We start from the raw sequence: 14,977 nt of genomic DNA, 5'->3' as shown, positions 1-14,977 counted from the left end.
CGGCCTCCGGACGCGGCGATCAGGGGTGGGGCATCAGTCGCTTCGTCCTTTCGGCGCCGCGTCGGCATTGGTCATGACCAGCAATATGCTGGCCGGCCGATGGCTGCGGTTCTCGATCAGCCGCGCTTCGCCGGGGGCGATCCGGCACGAATCCCAGGGGCCGAGCAGCTCTTCCCGACCGCCGCTGGAGACGGTCAGCTCGCCCTCCAAGACGAGGTAGAGCTTCTCGGCGGGGGACGCCGCGCTGCCGGTCGATCCGCCGGGCAGGAAATGGCACAGGTTGAGCAGCATCGCCGGCTCGACCGCGCCGTCGCGGCCCTGCAGCCGGTAGCAGCGCATGTCGACATGCCCCGCCGGGAAATAGGCCTCGGCCGCGTCGAAGCGGGTGACCTTCACGGGATCAGCACCACGCGATCGGTCGCGCCGCCGAGCACCGCCCGATAGGCCGCGATCGCGTCCGTCATCGGATAATGGGCCGCCTCGACCACCGGATAGGGGGTGAGCGCGCCGGTCTCGAACCCGCCGATGATGTCGTCGAGGATCGCCGCGGTCGCCGCGCCGTCGAACGCCAGCGTGTCGATGCCGACATAGCTGTGCTGGCCGCGATAGAAGGGCAGGATGTCGAACGGCACGCTGCGCTCGATCGTGGCGATGAAGATCGCCCGCGCGCGCAGCGCCATCGCCTTGTTGGCCTCGGCGAAATAGGGGCTGCCCACCGTGTTGAAGACGATGTCGGCGCCGCGCCCGCCGGTCAGTTCCCGGACCTGCTCGGCGACCGCGCCGTCGGCGGCGATCATCGCCTCGACCTTGCAGGCGCCGCGATCGCCCGAACGGTTGACGCCGATCACCCTGGCCCCCGCCATCGTCGCGATCTGGCAGGCGGCCTGCCCGACCTTGCCGTTGGCGCCGAGCACCAGCACCGTCTCGCCCGGCTTCGGCCAGCCGGCGCGGCGGAAGCCTTCGCAGGCGGTGACGAACGGAACGCCGAGCGAGCCGGCCTCGACGAAGGAGAGATTGGCCGGCTTGGGCCGGACATAGTCGCGCCCGACGACGAGGTAGCGGGCATGGCTGCCGTCGCGGCTGATCCCCAGGTCGCCGGCCGATCCCCACACCGCCTGGCCGAGCAGGTCCTGCGGCCCGTCGACCACCACCCCGGCCCAGTCGCGCCCCGGCGTCCGCGGCCAGACGGCGTGCGGCATCATCCCCAGCGTCGCCTTGACGTCGGACGGGTTGACCCCGGCCGCCCGGACCTCGACGACGACCTGTCCCGGTTCGGGCCGGGGCTCGGGCATCGCCTCGATCGCCAGCACCAGATCGTCGATGCCCGTCGCCTTTTCATGGACCCGCAGTCGGGACATCAGCTTCTCCCCTTAATCGAGCTTGAGATGGGCCCGCGCTTCGGCGGGCGTTGCCGGTTCGGCGCCGAGGCCGGCGAGAATCTCCCGCGCGCGCCGCACCAGCGCCGCGTTCGACGGCGCCAGCACCCCCTTCGCCATGTGGATATTGTCCTCCAGCCCGACGCGGACATGGCCGCCGAGCAGCCAGGACTGCGCCACCATCGGAAAGGAGGCGCGGCCGACCCCGAAGCCGGTCCAGGTCGCCCCCGCCGGCAGCATGTTGCGCGCGTAGAGCAGCGTCTCCGGACTGGCGTCGAAGCCATATCTGACGCCGAGCACGAAGGAGAAGAGGCCGGGCCCGTCGAGCTCCCCCGCCGCGATGAGGTCGCGGGCGAGATGGACGTCGCCGCTGTCGAACAGTTCGATCTCGGGCATCACCCCGGCCGCGCGGATGATCCGCGCCATCCTCGTGACGTTGGCGGGCGTGTTGATCACCACCTGCTTGCCCGAGTTCATCGTGTTGAGATCGAGCGTGCAGATGTCGGGCTTGAGGATCGGGATATGCGCGACCCGCAGCTCGGGCCGGATCAGCGTCGTGCCGGGCCCCGCCACCGCCGGCTCCTCGTCCCTGGGCACATAGCGCCCGCCGGGGCCGGTGGTGAGGTTGATGATCAGCTCGGGCCGCCGCGCGCGGATGCGCTCGACCACCTCGCGATAATGGTCGAGCTCCATCGAAGGCGCGCCGGTCGCTGGGTCGCGCACATGGATATGCGCGATCGCCGCCCCCTCCTCCGCCGCCAGCAGCGCCGCCTCGGCGATCTCCTGCGGCGTGACCGGCAGGTGCGGGCACTGCTCGCGCGTGGTGATGTTGCCGGTCACCGCGCAGGTGATGATGACCTTCGCGTGCATCGCCGGCCCTAGAGGTGACGGCCGCCGTCCACCTGGACGACGCTGCCGGTGGTGAAGCGCAGATGGGTGGCGCAGGCGAGGACGGCATCCGCGACATCCTCGGGCGAAGCGAGCCGGCGCAGCGGCGTCGACGCGGCGATCCGCTCCGACGCCTGACGGTCGCGCCCCGGCACGAAATCGGTGTCGACCGCGCCGGGCGAGACGCTGACCACCCGGATGGCGGGGGCGAGCGCGCGGGCGAGCGCGGCGCCCATCGTGTCCATCGCCGCCTTGGCCGCGCAATAGGCGACGTTCGATCCGACCGCCGTGGTCGCGGCGATCGACGAGATGTTCACCACCAGTCCGTCGCCGCTCGCCGCGAGCATCTCCCGAAACGCGCGGACCGCGGCGATCGGGGCGCGGACGTTGTGGACCATCAGCAGGTCGATCAGCGCGTCGTCGAGCGCGTCGAGATCGGCGTGCGGGATCGCGCGGGTGACGCCGGCGCCGTTGACGAGGATGTCGGCCCGGCCGAAATCCTTCGCCACCCGCGCCGCCAGCGCCCCGATCTCCTCCGAGCTGGCGATATCCGCGACATAGCCGCGGTGGCCGTCGCCCGGCAGCCGCGCGGCGACGGCCTCGGCCCGCGCCAGGTCCCGGCCGCCGACCAGCGCGATCCGCGCCCCGGCACGCGCCAGCGCCGACGCCGTCGCCGCGCCGATCCCGCCGGTCCCACCGAACAGGACCGCGGCCTTGCCGGCCAGGCCGACGTCGCCGCTCATGGGATCGGCGCCTTGGGAATGCGCGTCTCGCCCGCCTCGAGCACGAAGTCGCAGCGCAGCACCTGGAGATTGCCGCCCTCCTTCGGCTCGAAGCGGGCGACGAGCGGCTCGAGCACGCCGAAGGTCACGTCGGTTTCGAGGCGGTCCTGCTCGTCGGCGAAGATCTGGGTAACGAGGGTCGCATGGCCCGGCGCCGTCACCATGAAATGGATGTGTGCCGGCCGATAGGGATGGCGGCGCTGCGCCCGCAGCAGATCGCCGACCGGACCGTCGGTCGGGACCGGATAGCCGGCCGGGCGAACCGTCTCGAAATGATAGGCGCCCGCCGCGTCGGCGGTGAACAGGCCGCGAAGGTTCATCTCCGGCTGGCCGTCGTCCTGATTCTCGTAGAGCCCGACCGGCGACGCCTGCCAGACGTCGATGCGGGCCTCGGCGATCGGCCGGCCGGCCGGATCGCGGACGGACCCGCGCACCAGCAGCCGTTCCCCTTCCACCGCGCAGCGGACGATGCTGTCGCCCGGCGCGCATTCGGGCGCGTTCCTCCGCCAGAAGGGACCGAGCAGCGCGGGCGCGGTGCGGACGCCGTCGAGCGGCTTGTTGAGCAGCCCGACGAGGCTGGATATGCCGAGCACGTCGGCGGCGAGCACCACCTCGTTCTTCTTCTCGTCGGTGGCCTGGCCGATGCCGATCAGGAAATCGATGCCGCGCTCGAACTCCTCGTCGGTCGGCCGCACCTCGCGGACGAAGGCGTGGGCGTGGCGCACCAACGCGGCCATCACCTCGCGAAGGCGAGGGTCCGGCGTCCGGGCCATGGCGAGCTCGACGGCAAGGGTGAGGTCGGCCTGGTGGTCGATGATCATCAGGCCACTCCCTGCAGGCCGGTCGCGGCGACGGCCACGGCCCCGGCATAGAAACCCGCCCCCATCATCGCGTGGGCGACCAGCGTCGCGACACGCTGCCGGTTCGGCCGGGGTATCCGCGCGCCCGCGATCCCCGCGCCGAGCGCCGGCATGATGACGAACCAGGCGAAGACGGTGGTGACGATCCCGGCGACCAGCGCGGGCGCGAGCGTCGGCCGCGCGATCCAGCCGGGCCCCATCGCCAGGATCAGGCCCAGCGCGAAGGCGACGCCGGTCGCATAATGAGCGAAGGTGCCGAGCCACCGCTCGGCGGGCGTGAAGACCGGCCCTTCCCCGCCGCATCCGAGCGGCGCGAGCAGCCAGCGGCCGAGGATCGCCCAGCGCGGCGCGCGTATCCCGGCGACCTTCTCGATCAGCCAGTTCCAGATGTCGAAGACGAGCGCGCCGGCCACCCCGGCACACAGCGCGCCGAAGCCGATAGTCCAGATCATGATGGCATTCCCCAAGAAGCGCTAGAGCGATTTCCACGCAGATGGCAACATCCGCCGGCCCGGAAATCGCGGTAAAACAACAACCTAGAGCGGCCGATCCGATGTAATCGGATCGTGAACCGCTCTAGGCGGAGGGTTCGACCTCCGCGACGACGCGCCCGATATTGGCCGTCAGCATGGCGTGAAAACTGGTCGCGGCCGGCGACAGGCCACGGCTGCTGGGCGTGACCACCGCGACGTCGAGCTGCGGCGCCGCATCGGCGAGCGGCCGCCCCTCGACGCCGAACGGCGCCAGGAACATGCTCGCCCAGGACGGCCACACCGCCACCCCCAGTCCCGCCGACACCATGCCGAGCACGGTGAGCATCTGCCGGACCTCGATCACCGGCTCCTCGGTGATCCGCGCCAGCCGCAGCCGGACGTCGACCTCGCGCCGGATCTGCGCGCCGCCCTTGATCGCCACGACCGGCTGGCCGCGCAGATCGGACCAGCGGAGCGTCGGCCGCGCCAGCAGCGGATTGCCCGCCTTGGCGATGATCAGCATCCGCTCCTTCAGCACGGCGACCGCCTTCACCCCGTCCGGCGTATCGCCGAACACGCCGATCCCGCAGTCGATCTGCCCCGAGGCGACCGCCGGAACGATCTCGGCCGGGGGCATGTCCTCGACCACGATCGAGATGTTCGGATAGCTCCGGTGATAGTCCGCGATGATCTCCGGCAGCAGCGCCGCCGCCATGATCGGCGGCGCGGCGATCACCACCCTGCCCCGTTTCCGCTCGACCAGTTCGGTCGTGCTGAGATGGGCGTGCTCGACCTCGATCAGGATTCGCTGCGCGTGGACCAGATATTCCTGCCCGGCCTCGGTCAGCACCAGCTTGCGGGTCGTGCGGTCGAACAGCCGCAGGCCGATCGCCTCCTCCAGCTCGCGGATCAGCACCGACAGCGACGACTGGGTCGAGTTCACGACCACGGCCGCCGTCGTCAGGCTGCCGGTGTCGGCGGCCGCGACGAAAGCCCTTATCTGCTTCAGCGTAACGTTCAGCGGGGCCAATTTCTCGCTCGCTCTGCATGGCCATCACGAACCGATGGCCGAGGAACGATAGCCGGATTCGGCGATGATGCGCGACACCGATCGCAAAAGCTCGTCGCGGCGCTGCGCGAGGAGAGCGTCGGCATAGACCAGCTTGCCGCCCCGCTTGCGCACGACGCCGTCGACCAGCACCGTGTCGACATTGGCGGCGTTCGCCTGCTGCACCGTGCTGAAGGTCGGCTCGTGCACCGGGAACATGTTGAGCGCGAGCCCGTCGATCAGCACCACGTCGGCCTTCTTGCCGGGCGTCAGGCTGCCGATCCGATCCTCCATGCACAGCGCGCGGGCGCCGCCGATCGTCGCCCATTCGAGCACCTGCCGGGGCGGAACCGGCAGGCGGTCGGGCGGCGGCGCCCCGTTCCGCCAGGCGACGCGCTGGTCGAGCGCGCGTTGGTAGAGCATGGCGAGGCGCATCTCGTTGAAGAAGTCGCTGTTCGCCAGCGGGACGCTGTCGATGCCGAGCGACGGCATCGCGCCGAGCGCCAGCAGCCGCCCGCTGACCGGGTCCATCGGGTGGACGTGCACCTCGATATTGGCGGTCACCGTCACCGACGCGCCGCAGTCGACGATCAGCTTGAGCTCCTCGTCGCCGATATAGTTGGCGTGGACCACATTGTGCCGCTCGTCGAGCAGCCCGAGCCGCGCCGGGATGTGGAAGCCCTCGGGCGACACCCAGTCCTTGGGCCGGCGCGCGGCGTGCGAGCTCGACGGCAGGCCGAGGTCGCGCACCATGCGGAAATCATGCTCGACCACCTCGGGGATCGAGAATTGCGGCCCGAGGATCGCCACCGCCAGCGTCACCAGCCCGTCGTCGGACGACAGCCGGCCGTTCCGCAGCGCCTCCACCCGCTCGCGCGGATGGGGGATATGGGTGAAGGGCAGCTCGCCCGGCGCCGCGTTCGGCTTGGCCGATCCATGGCCGAACACCGCGCGGATGCCCGCCTCGTCGAGCGCGTCGATCGAGCGATGGGCATAGTCGATCGAGGTGATGTCGTGGCACCAGTCGAAGATGGTGGTGACGCCGCCGCTCAACTGCTCGAGCGCGCCGAGCAGCGTCCCGACATAATTGTCGTCGGGCAGGAAGCGGGTGCCCATATTGCCATGGACGATGCGGTGATAGTCCGGCCCGGTCCATCCGCTGCCGATCGAGCGCAACCCGGTCTGCCAGGTGTGGAGATGCGCGTTGACGAGGCCCGGTATGACGATCTTGTCGCGGGCGTCGATCACCTCGTCGGCGTCGGCGTCGATCGCCGGCCGCACCTCTGCGATGCGGTCGCCGACGATCAGGATGTCGCAATCGTCGATGTCGCCGAGCGCGGGATCGACCGTCACCACCCTGCCGTTGCGGATGAGCGTCCTCTTCATGGCGATCCCCCGCCGTCAGCGCCCGAAATGCGCGTAGGAGGGATCGTCGCGCCCGACGTCGGCGGCGTGGACATAGCTGGTCGTCGCCGCGAACCGCTCGGGGGTGATGATGTCGATCGAGCGATAGTCGCGCAGCGTCCTGCGGCCGGCGAGCCACCAGCGGCCGCCGTCGAGGCGCCAGCTGTCGAGATAGCGCGAATGGGTCTCGCGATTCTCGATGTCGCCGTCGGCGCGCTTGACGACGAGATGCGCGGTGGCGGTCGTCTCGCTGACCGCCTTGTCGCCGTCGACCTCGATCAGGACATTGCCGATCGTGTGGCGGTTGTAGAGCATGTCGGTGTGCGCGGCCATCAGCCAGTCGACGAAGCCGGCCCAGCTTCCGCTGAACATGCCGGGAAAATCGACCGTCGCATCGGCATGGCCGATCGACAGCAGCAATTCCTTGTCGAGCCGGTCGAGCCCGCGGGGATAGGTGTGGATCAGCCGCATGATCGCGGATTGCACCAGAAGATCGCTCACGCCTTGGTCTTGCACGTCGGTCCCTCGCCCTTGTTGTCCCCTTGGACTAGGGCCGGCCGATCAATAGGACCAATGAATAGATGGAAATGCTTCATCGTGTTTTACGATAGATAGTCCTGCCCGCTTGTGGGACGGTTCCGGCAGCCATATGCCCTGTCACAGCGAAGCAACCATGGGCAGGGACATGCACAAGATCACGATGCCGGACGGCGTATTCGAACCCGTGAAGGGCCTTTATTCGCAGGTGATCACGACAAGCTCGCCGATCCGGCACGAGATTGCCGGGTCGCTCGCCTATGACGCCGAGGGCCGGCTGCCCGAAACGCTGGCCGACCAGTGCCGGGCGGTGATGCGCAACATCGACCTGTCGCTGCAATCGGTCGGCATGGCCCCGGCCAACGTCATCCGCATGCGCATCTACACGCTCGACATGGACGCCTTCCTCAAGGAGGGGCTGCCGATCGTGTTCGGCTATTTCGGCGAAACCCGGCCGACCTCGACGCTGGTGCAGATCACGCGGCTCGCCAACCCGAAGATGCTGGTCGAGATCGACGCGACCGCCGCCCCCTTCGACTGAGCACCGGACAGGAAGAGACGATGGACGATCATAACCACTGCTGCGGGCATCAGCACCGCCGCGATTTCCTGCGCACCCTGGCCGTCGCCGCCGGGGGCTCGATCGTGGCCGCCGGCGCCGCCGGGGAAGCGCAGGCCAAGGCAAAGCCGCAGGCTCCGGCCGCGCCCCGCCCCGGCCTCCGCATCGACACCCATGCCCATCTCTGGCCGGTCGACTATCTCGACTATCTCGAAAAGCATGGCGCGCCGGGCGTCGCCATCGCCCGCAACATCCGCGCGACCGACAGCGAGCAGGACCTGCAGGCGCGCTTCGCGATGATGGATGCGGCCGGGGTCGCCAAGCAGGTGCTGTCGGCCTCGCCGCAGATCCTGCAGACGCCCGACGCCGCCGCCTGCGCGACCGGTGCCAGGATGATCAACGACACCTATGCCGACCTGGTGCGGCGCCACCCCGACCGCTTCCTCGCCTATGGCGCGGTGCCGCTGCCGCATGTCGCGGAGGCGATCGCCGAGGCGCGGCGCTGCATCGAGCAGCTCGGTTTCGCCGGGATCGCGCTGACCACGCTGATCGCGAACCGGACGATCGCCGATCCGGCCTATCTTCCCTTCTATGCCGAGCTCGATCGCCTCGGCGCGATCCTCTACATCCACCCCACCGGCTGCGGCACGCTGAGCCCGATGGTCAACGACTTCCGCCTCGAATGGGTGGTGGGCGCGCCGTTCGAGGATTCGCTGGCGACGCTCCAGCTATTGAAGGCGGACATCCCGCACAAATTCCCCAATATCCGCTTCCACATCGCCCATCTCGGCGGCGTGGTGGCGTTCCTGATGCAGCGCATCGAGGACAATTACACCGGCTGGAAGGCCTTCCCGCGCAGTCCCACCGCCGAACTGGCGAAGATGTGGTTCGACACGGCCAACTTCCACGGGCCGGCGCTGCGCTGCATCGCCGAGACCTTCGGCACCGAGCGGCTGATGCTCGGCAGCGACTTCCCCTATTTCCAGGACGAGCTCTACACCCGCATCGTCACCTATGTGGAGAAGAGCGGGCTGCCGGACGCCACCGCCGAAGCGATCCTGAGCGGCAACGCCCACCGGCTCTACGGCAAGGGCTGACGACGCCCGCCGCCCCCGTCAGTGCAGGCCGATGCCGAGCGGCGATTGCCGGTTCATCAATCGCCGCATCGCCTCGCGGTCGGTCAGCAGGTCCGAGACCTTGTAGGAATCGAACACCGTCATCATCGCCTGCATCGCCTCGGCGAGGACCCCGGTCAGGCCGCAGACCGGCGACAGCGCGCATCCCGAGCAATCGGCGAGCTGGAAGCCCTCCTCGGTCCTGCGCACGACCTCGCCGACGGTGATCTCGTTCGCGGGCCGGGCGAGGCGCATGCCGCCCGTCCGCCCCCGCACGGTCTCGATGAAGCCGTCGCGCGAGAGGGCGTTGACCACCTTCATCAGATGGTTGTGCGAGACATCGTAGGTGCGCGAAATCTCGCCGATCGAGCAGAGGCGGTCGTCGTTGATCGCGAGGTGAATCAGAACCCTGAGCGAATAGTCCGTGTAGCGCGTCAGCCGCACTCACCTCTCCCGAGACAATCGAAGGCCATCATATACCTGTATGATGGGGACATGTTAAGGGGCCGAGCCCACGCCTGGCCAGCCTGAAGCCCGCGGCCGCTTCCAGCAAAAATATTGGGCGAAGACCACAAATTAATTCGTTGGGCGGCCGGAACATCTGCTCCTATGAATCATGCAGATTTTATACATCTTATAGGAATATATGATGTCTGCTTTCACGCGACGCGACGCCGTGCTGACCGGCCTGGGGGCGGCCCTCACCGTTCCGACCCTGGCCGCCGCCTCGACATCGGCTGCACGCGCCGGCGCCGGCCGGGCCAAGGGCCGGCCAGGCGCGGCCCACCACAAGTTCGAGATGAACATCGAGGAGACCCGCATCACGCTGGTCGGCAAGCAGAGCTTCCAGACCTTCGCCTTCGGCGGGCAGGTGCCGGCGCCGCTGTTCCACGTCCGCGAAGGCGACGAGGTCGAGGTCGTCCTCAACAACCTGACGACCCTCCCCCATACGATCCACTGGCACGGCATCCTCCAGCGCGGGACCTGGCAGATGGACGGCGTGCCCGACATGACCCAGCTCGGCATCCAGCCGGGGGACAGCTTCACCTACAGGTTCGTCGCCGATCCCGCCGGCACCATGTGGTATCACTGCCACGTCAACGTGAACGAGCATGTCGCGACGCGCGGCATGTGGGGTCCGTTCATCGTCGACCCGGTCAAGCCGACGCCGATCGAGCGCGAAGTGACCGGCGACTATATCCTGATGTTCTCCGAATGGGCCTCCGCCTGGGCCGACAAGCTGGGCCAGGGCGGCGTCCCCGGCGACGTGTTCGACTATTTCACGATCAACGGCAAATCCTTCCCCGAGACGCAGCCGATCCGCGTCAAGGAGGGCGACGTGATCCGGCTGCGGCTGTTCGGGGCCGGCGGCGGCTTCCACTCGATCCACATCCACGGCCATGTGTTCCAGATCACCTTCAAGGACGGCCATCCGCTGCCGGCGCCGATCAACGCCGACACCGTCCTGGTCGGGCCGGGCGAGCGCTACGACATCATCCTGCGCTGCGACAATCCGGGCCGCTGGATGATCCACGACCATATCGATCACCACACCATGAACGGGCACACGCCGCACGGCGGGGTCATGACCCTGATCGAATATGACGGCATCCCGCGCGATCAGCCCTGGTACCACTGGGCGCACAAGGAATTCGTCCCGGACTTCTACTACGAGGAGAGCCTCAGGAAGCCCCATGGGATCTATCCGAACCCCGTTTTCAAGGGCGTTCCGGTCACCTGAGGAGGCACGCCATGAAGGCTCCCGTCATCATCACCGCCGGCGCGGCCGTCGCCGTCCTGGCCTTCGCCGCCCGTCCCGCCACGGTCGACGCCCAGGCCGCCGGGCCGGAGCTGACGACGCAATGCGCGTCCTGCCACGCGCTCGCCAAGCCCGCCGATGCGACGCTCGACCGGCTATGGACCCGCAAGGGCCCCGACCTCTGGTACGCCGGGGACAAGTTCAACCGCGACTGGCTGGTCGGCTGGCTGCAGGACCCGACGACCATCCGCCCCGGCGGCGTCCTCTGGTTCAAGCATGCCAAGCCGGGCGAGCCGCGCGACACGATCGACGCCGCCACGGTCGAGAAGCATCCCAAGGTCGACGCCGCCACCGCCGCGCGGCTGGCGGACGCCCTGCTCCTGCTGAAGAGCGGCGGGCTCGTCCCCGAAGGCGCCTACAAGCCCGAGGCCGCCAACATGATGATGGGCAAGCTGGCCTTCGACAAGCTGCGCGGCTGCTCGTCCTGCCATCAGGGCCAGCCGGGCCAGGGCGGCCTGTCGGGGCCCGAGCTCTACGACGCGGGCAAGCGCCTGCGGCCGGACTATGTGCTCGCCTACACCCGGAACCCGCAGCAGTTCGACCCGCATGTCTGGATGCCGACGCAGACGCTGTCCGATCCCGATCTCCAGCGCCTCACCGGCTACGTCACGTCCCTTGGAAAGGAGAGCAAGTGATGCTGCGCTACGGATTGGCCACGCTCGGCATCGTCGCGCTCGGCGCGGGCATCGCCCTGGTCCGGCCGGCGGCGGCGGGCACGGAAAGCCCGAAGATCCAGGCGACCGCCCATCTCTACGACACCTATTGCGCGCAGTGCCACGGCGTCCAGCGGAACGGCAAGGGCGTCAACACCGTCGGCCTGTCGGTCCAGCCGCGCGACCATAGCGACACCGTCGCCATGTCCTCGCTGCCGCGCGAACAGATCGTCAAGGCGATCACCGACGGCGGCGCATCGGTCAACAAATCGGCGCTGATGCCGTCCTGGTCCGGCGTCCTTTCGAAGGACCAGATCGAGGATATGGCCGATTACCTCATGTACGTCTGCAAGTGCAACAAAGGCAGTTAACCGACTTTATCGAACAGGGGTGACATCATGCGAACATCATTACTCTTCGCGGCTTCCGCACTCATGGGCCTTGCTTTCCAGCCGGCACCTGCCAAGGAAGTCAAACTGCACCTGACCGCGAAGGAAGTATCGCTTCCGATCGACAACAAGGGGACGATGCAGGCCTCGTGGACCTATGAGGGCCAGGTCCCCGGCCCCCTGCTCCGCGTCACCGAAGGCGACACCGTCACCTTCACGCTGACCAACGCGCCCACCAACAAGAACTCGCATTCGATCGACCTGCACGCCGCCCGCGTCGACGTCATCAAGGACTTCGAGGCGATCAAGCCCGGCGAGACCAAGACCTTCAGCTTCGTCGCCACGCATCCGGGCGCCTTCTATTATCATTGCGGGTCCGATCCGATGTACCAGCACATCGCGCGCGGCATGTTCGGCGTGATCCTGGTCGATCCGAAGGACCCGAAGGCGCTGCCCAAGGCGGACCGCGAATATGTCCTCGTCCAGTCGGAGGTCTATGCCAATCCGGACGACCTCCACTCGATCATGAAGGCCGACTGGTCGCACGTCGTCTTCAACGGCGTCGCCTTCAAATATGATCCGGTCCACGATCCGGCGTCGACGAAGATGCTGGTGGCGAAGCCCGGCGAGCGCGTCCGCGTCTATTTCATCAACGCCGGCCCCAACGAATTCTCCTCCTTCCATCCGATCGCCGGCCTGTGGGACGCCGTCTATCCGAGCGGCAATCCGCAGAACAGGAAGGTCGGCATGCAGAGCATGGTCGTCGGCCCCGGCGACGGCGCGACCTTCGACCTGATCTCGCCCGTCGAGGGCGCCAATGTGATCGTCGACCATGCGATGTCGCATGCCCATACCGGGGCCATGGCGGTGATCATGTTCTCCAAGGATGCCGACCCCGCCATGGGACGCGGCAACCTCATCTTGGTGCCCTGAGGCGCCCCCACGCCTCGGACATCCGACGCCCCGGTCCCGCGCCGATCCGGCCAGCCCCTTCCCCTTCCCGGACGGACGGACATCGCCGCTCGCCACCGGGGCGTCCCCCCTTGCCAATCGCGATACGCGCAGGTGCCAATCCATGCCGGTCCGGACATCAGCCAGAACGAGCGGGCTGCTCGCGACGCTCCTGCTGGCGGCCGCTCCGCAGGCCGCGCGGGCCGCCGAACTGGGCTTTGACGACGACGCGAACACCATCATCGTCACCGCCCGCCATGCCGCGGACGAGGCCGAGCGCCGCGCCGATGCGACGCCGGGCGGCACCGACGTCGTGACCTACCAGGACTATGCCGACAAGGCGCTGGTATCGCTGCGCGACACCCTCGCCTTCTCGCCCGGCGTCTATGTGCAGCCGCGCTTCGGGCAGGAGATCCGCATCTCGATCCGCGGCTCCGGCCTCTCGCGCGGCTATCATATGCGCGGGCTGACGCTGCTGCAGGACGGCATCCCGATCAACCTGGCCGACGACAATGGCGACTTCCAGGAACTCGAACCGACCTTCTTCGATCATCTCGAGGTCTATCGCGGCGCCAATGCGCTGCGCTTCGGATCGGGCACGCTCGGCGGCGCGATCAACGGCGTCTCCCCCACCGGCGATCTCGCGCACGGCCTCTATGCCCGGCTCGACCTCGGCGCCTACGCCATGGTGCGCGGGCTCGCCTCGATCGGCGTGGGCGATGGCGACGCCAATGGCTGGTTCGCGATCAGCGCCGACCGCCATGCCGGCGACCGCGACCATGCCCGGCGCCATTCGCTGCGCTTCAACGGCAATACGGGCTTCCGCCTGAGCGATCGCATCGCCACGCGCTTCTACGTCAGCGCCAACGCCATCGACCAGCAACTGCCGGGCGCGCTGACCCGATCGGTCGCGCTCGCCAGTCCCCGGACCGGCAATTTCGCGGGCGACCAGGCGCGCGACATCACCTCGCTGCGGCTCCAGAACCGGACGACGCTGGACCTCGGCCGGGCGACGATCGACTTCGGCCTGTTCCTCAACCTCAAGGCGCTGTTCCATCCGATCTACCAGCTGATCGACCAGGGCTCGACCGACCGGGGCCTGTTCGCGCGCCTCGATTATGGCGCGGGCCCATTCGAGCTGACCCTGGGCGGCGAGTCGCGATGGGGCACGACCCATGCGCGGCGCTTCGTGAACGTCGACGGCCGTCGCGGCGCCCCGACCTTCGACGCCCGGCAGGCGGCGCGCACCTCGACCCTCTACGCCGAGGCCAGGTTCCGGCCGCTCGCCGGCCTGCAACTCATCGCCGGCGCGATCCATGCCGACGGCTATCGCCGGCAGGTCCAGTCGCTGCCGGCGCCGGTCGTCGGCAAGGCCGCCTATGACGGCTTCTCGCCCCGCTTCGGGCTGCTCTGGGAGCCGACGCGCGACGTCCAGCTCTACGCCAATCTCAGCCGCTCGGCCGAGTTCCCGACCTTCGTCGAGCTCGCCCAGGTCGCGGCCTTCGTGCCGGTCCGCGCGCAGCATGCCTGGACGGCCGAGGTCGGGACGCGCGGGCAACGCGGGCGGCTGCGGTGGGACCTGTCGCTCTACCGGGTGCGACTGCGCAGCGAGATGTTGCAGTTCACCGTCGGCCCCGACATCCCCGCCTCGACCTTCAACGCCGATCGGACGGTGCATCAGGGGGTCGAAGCCGGGCTGAGCCTGGAGCCCACCGGCTGGCTCCGCCTCCGCCAGCTCTGGCAATATTCCGATTTCCGCTTCCGCGACGACGCCCAGTTCGGCGGCAACCGCCTGCCCGTGGTACCGCGCCACGTCCTGCGCACCGAAATCCGCTTCGGCAGCGAGGCACTGCATGTCGCACCCAATCTCGAATGGGTGCCGCAGGGGGCCTGGGCCGACTATGCCAACCGGACCCGCGCGCCGGGCTATGCGCTGGTCGGGCTGACCGCCGGAGCGGCCCTCGCCAAGGGCGTCGACCTGTTCGCCGACATCCGCAACCTCACCGGTCGGAAGGCGATCGGGGACATCTCCGCCGTGATCGCCGCGACGCCGGCCTCGGAGATCTTCTATCCCGTCGAGCGGCGCGCCATCTATGTCGGGGCGCGGGCGCGCTTCTGATCGC

At 68.7% G+C, this 14,977-nt stretch carries 17 protein-coding genes; 7 read left to right on the top strand and 10 right to left on the bottom strand.

From position 1 onward, the window contains the following. Positions 1-33: 33 nt before the first annotated feature. The 9 genes from HRJ34_RS24450 to HRJ34_RS24410 form a co-directional block, all read right to left on the bottom strand. Positions 34-396 carry a cupin domain-containing protein gene (locus HRJ34_RS24450; protein ID WP_016744947.1) on the bottom strand — a complete coding sequence of 121 codons (363 nt, stop codon included), beginning with the start codon at positions 394-396 and terminating at the stop codon, positions 34-36. After that, the gene (locus tag HRJ34_RS24445) at positions 393-1,358 is read right to left on the bottom strand and encodes a quinone oxidoreductase family protein (protein ID WP_029995591.1); all 966 of its coding nucleotides are present in this window, start codon (positions 1,356-1,358) and stop codon (positions 393-395) included. The genes HRJ34_RS24450 and HRJ34_RS24445 overlap by 4 nt, the downstream gene beginning before the upstream one ends. Before the next feature lie 12 nt (positions 1,359-1,370). Then, on the bottom strand, positions 1,371-2,246 hold the full coding sequence (locus HRJ34_RS24440) for a BKACE family enzyme (protein WP_208632701.1): 876 nt from the start codon (positions 2,244-2,246) through the stop codon (positions 1,371-1,373). 8 nt (positions 2,247-2,254) lie between these two features. Further along, complete coding sequence (locus HRJ34_RS24435) at positions 2,255-3,007, bottom strand: SDR family NAD(P)-dependent oxidoreductase (RefSeq protein WP_208632700.1); 753 nt, start codon at positions 3,005-3,007, stop codon at positions 2,255-2,257. Further along, the gene (locus HRJ34_RS24430) at positions 3,004-3,867 is read right to left on the bottom strand and encodes a dioxygenase family protein (RefSeq protein WP_208632699.1); all 864 of its coding nucleotides are present in this window, start codon (positions 3,865-3,867) and stop codon (positions 3,004-3,006) included. The genes HRJ34_RS24435 and HRJ34_RS24430 overlap by 4 nt, the downstream gene beginning before the upstream one ends. Beyond that, entirely contained in the window at positions 3,867-4,358 is a 492-nt protein-coding gene (locus HRJ34_RS24425; protein ID WP_011952623.1) for a DUF2938 domain-containing protein, read from the bottom strand. The genes HRJ34_RS24430 and HRJ34_RS24425 overlap by 1 nt, the downstream gene beginning before the upstream one ends. A gap of 124 nt (positions 4,359-4,482) precedes the next feature. Further along, positions 4,483-5,409, bottom strand: coding sequence for a LysR family transcriptional regulator (locus HRJ34_RS24420; RefSeq protein ID WP_011952624.1), 927 nt, complete (start codon positions 5,407-5,409; stop codon positions 4,483-4,485). A gap of 24 nt (positions 5,410-5,433) precedes the next feature. Continuing rightward, positions 5,434-6,813, bottom strand: coding sequence for an amidohydrolase family protein (locus HRJ34_RS24415; RefSeq protein WP_208632698.1), 1,380 nt, complete (start codon positions 6,811-6,813; stop codon positions 5,434-5,436). Between the two features lie 15 nt (positions 6,814-6,828). Further along, a complete protein-coding gene (locus HRJ34_RS24410; protein WP_226948930.1) occupies positions 6,829-7,332 on the bottom strand; it encodes a nuclear transport factor 2 family protein in 504 nt (167 codons plus the stop codon). 184 nt (positions 7,333-7,516) lie between these two features. On the opposite strand from HRJ34_RS24410, the gene HRJ34_RS24405 reads away from it, so the two are divergent. Continuing rightward, a complete protein-coding gene (locus tag HRJ34_RS24405) occupies positions 7,517-7,909 on the top strand; it encodes a RidA family protein (RefSeq protein WP_037505972.1) in 393 nt (130 codons plus the stop codon). A gap of 20 nt (positions 7,910-7,929) precedes the next feature. Continuing rightward, complete coding sequence (locus HRJ34_RS24400) at positions 7,930-9,024, top strand: amidohydrolase family protein (RefSeq protein WP_208632696.1); 1,095 nt, start codon at positions 7,930-7,932, stop codon at positions 9,022-9,024. Between the two features lie 18 nt (positions 9,025-9,042). Here HRJ34_RS24400 and HRJ34_RS24395 read toward each other — a convergent pair whose 3' ends face one another. Further along, a complete protein-coding gene (locus HRJ34_RS24395; protein WP_011952629.1) occupies positions 9,043-9,486 on the bottom strand; it encodes an Rrf2 family transcriptional regulator in 444 nt (147 codons plus the stop codon). 205 nt (positions 9,487-9,691) lie between these two features. Between HRJ34_RS24395 and HRJ34_RS24390 the strand changes: the two genes are divergently transcribed. The 5 genes from HRJ34_RS24390 to HRJ34_RS24370 all read left to right on the top strand — a co-directional run bounded on the left by HRJ34_RS24390 (position 9,692) and on the right by HRJ34_RS24370 (position 14,973). Continuing rightward, the gene (locus HRJ34_RS24390; RefSeq protein ID WP_226948929.1) at positions 9,692-10,783 is read left to right on the top strand and encodes a multicopper oxidase domain-containing protein; all 1,092 of its coding nucleotides are present in this window, start codon (positions 9,692-9,694) and stop codon (positions 10,781-10,783) included. Positions 10,784-10,794: 11 nt separating this feature from the next. Continuing rightward, complete coding sequence (locus HRJ34_RS24385; protein WP_011952631.1) at positions 10,795-11,496, top strand: c-type cytochrome; 702 nt, start codon at positions 10,795-10,797, stop codon at positions 11,494-11,496. Continuing rightward, positions 11,496-11,885 (top strand): c-type cytochrome, encoded by a 390-nt coding sequence (locus HRJ34_RS24380; RefSeq protein WP_029995460.1) that lies wholly within the window; start codon positions 11,496-11,498, stop codon positions 11,883-11,885. The genes HRJ34_RS24385 and HRJ34_RS24380 overlap by 1 nt, the downstream gene beginning before the upstream one ends. A gap of 63 nt (positions 11,886-11,948) precedes the next feature. Further along, positions 11,949-12,836: a multicopper oxidase domain-containing protein gene (locus HRJ34_RS24375; protein ID WP_226948928.1), complete on the top strand. Its 888-nt coding sequence runs from the start codon at positions 11,949-11,951 to the stop codon at positions 12,834-12,836. Between the two features lie 142 nt (positions 12,837-12,978). Next, complete coding sequence (locus tag HRJ34_RS24370; RefSeq protein WP_208632694.1) at positions 12,979-14,973, top strand: TonB-dependent receptor family protein; 1,995 nt, start codon at positions 12,979-12,981, stop codon at positions 14,971-14,973. The last annotated feature ends 4 nt before the right edge of the window (positions 14,974-14,977 follow it).

The sequence above is a fragment of the Rhizorhabdus wittichii genome (assembly GCF_017607425.1).
Lineage (GTDB): Bacteria > Pseudomonadota > Alphaproteobacteria > Sphingomonadales > Sphingomonadaceae > Rhizorhabdus > Rhizorhabdus wittichii.
This window is presented reverse-complemented; position numbering and strand designations above follow the sequence as displayed.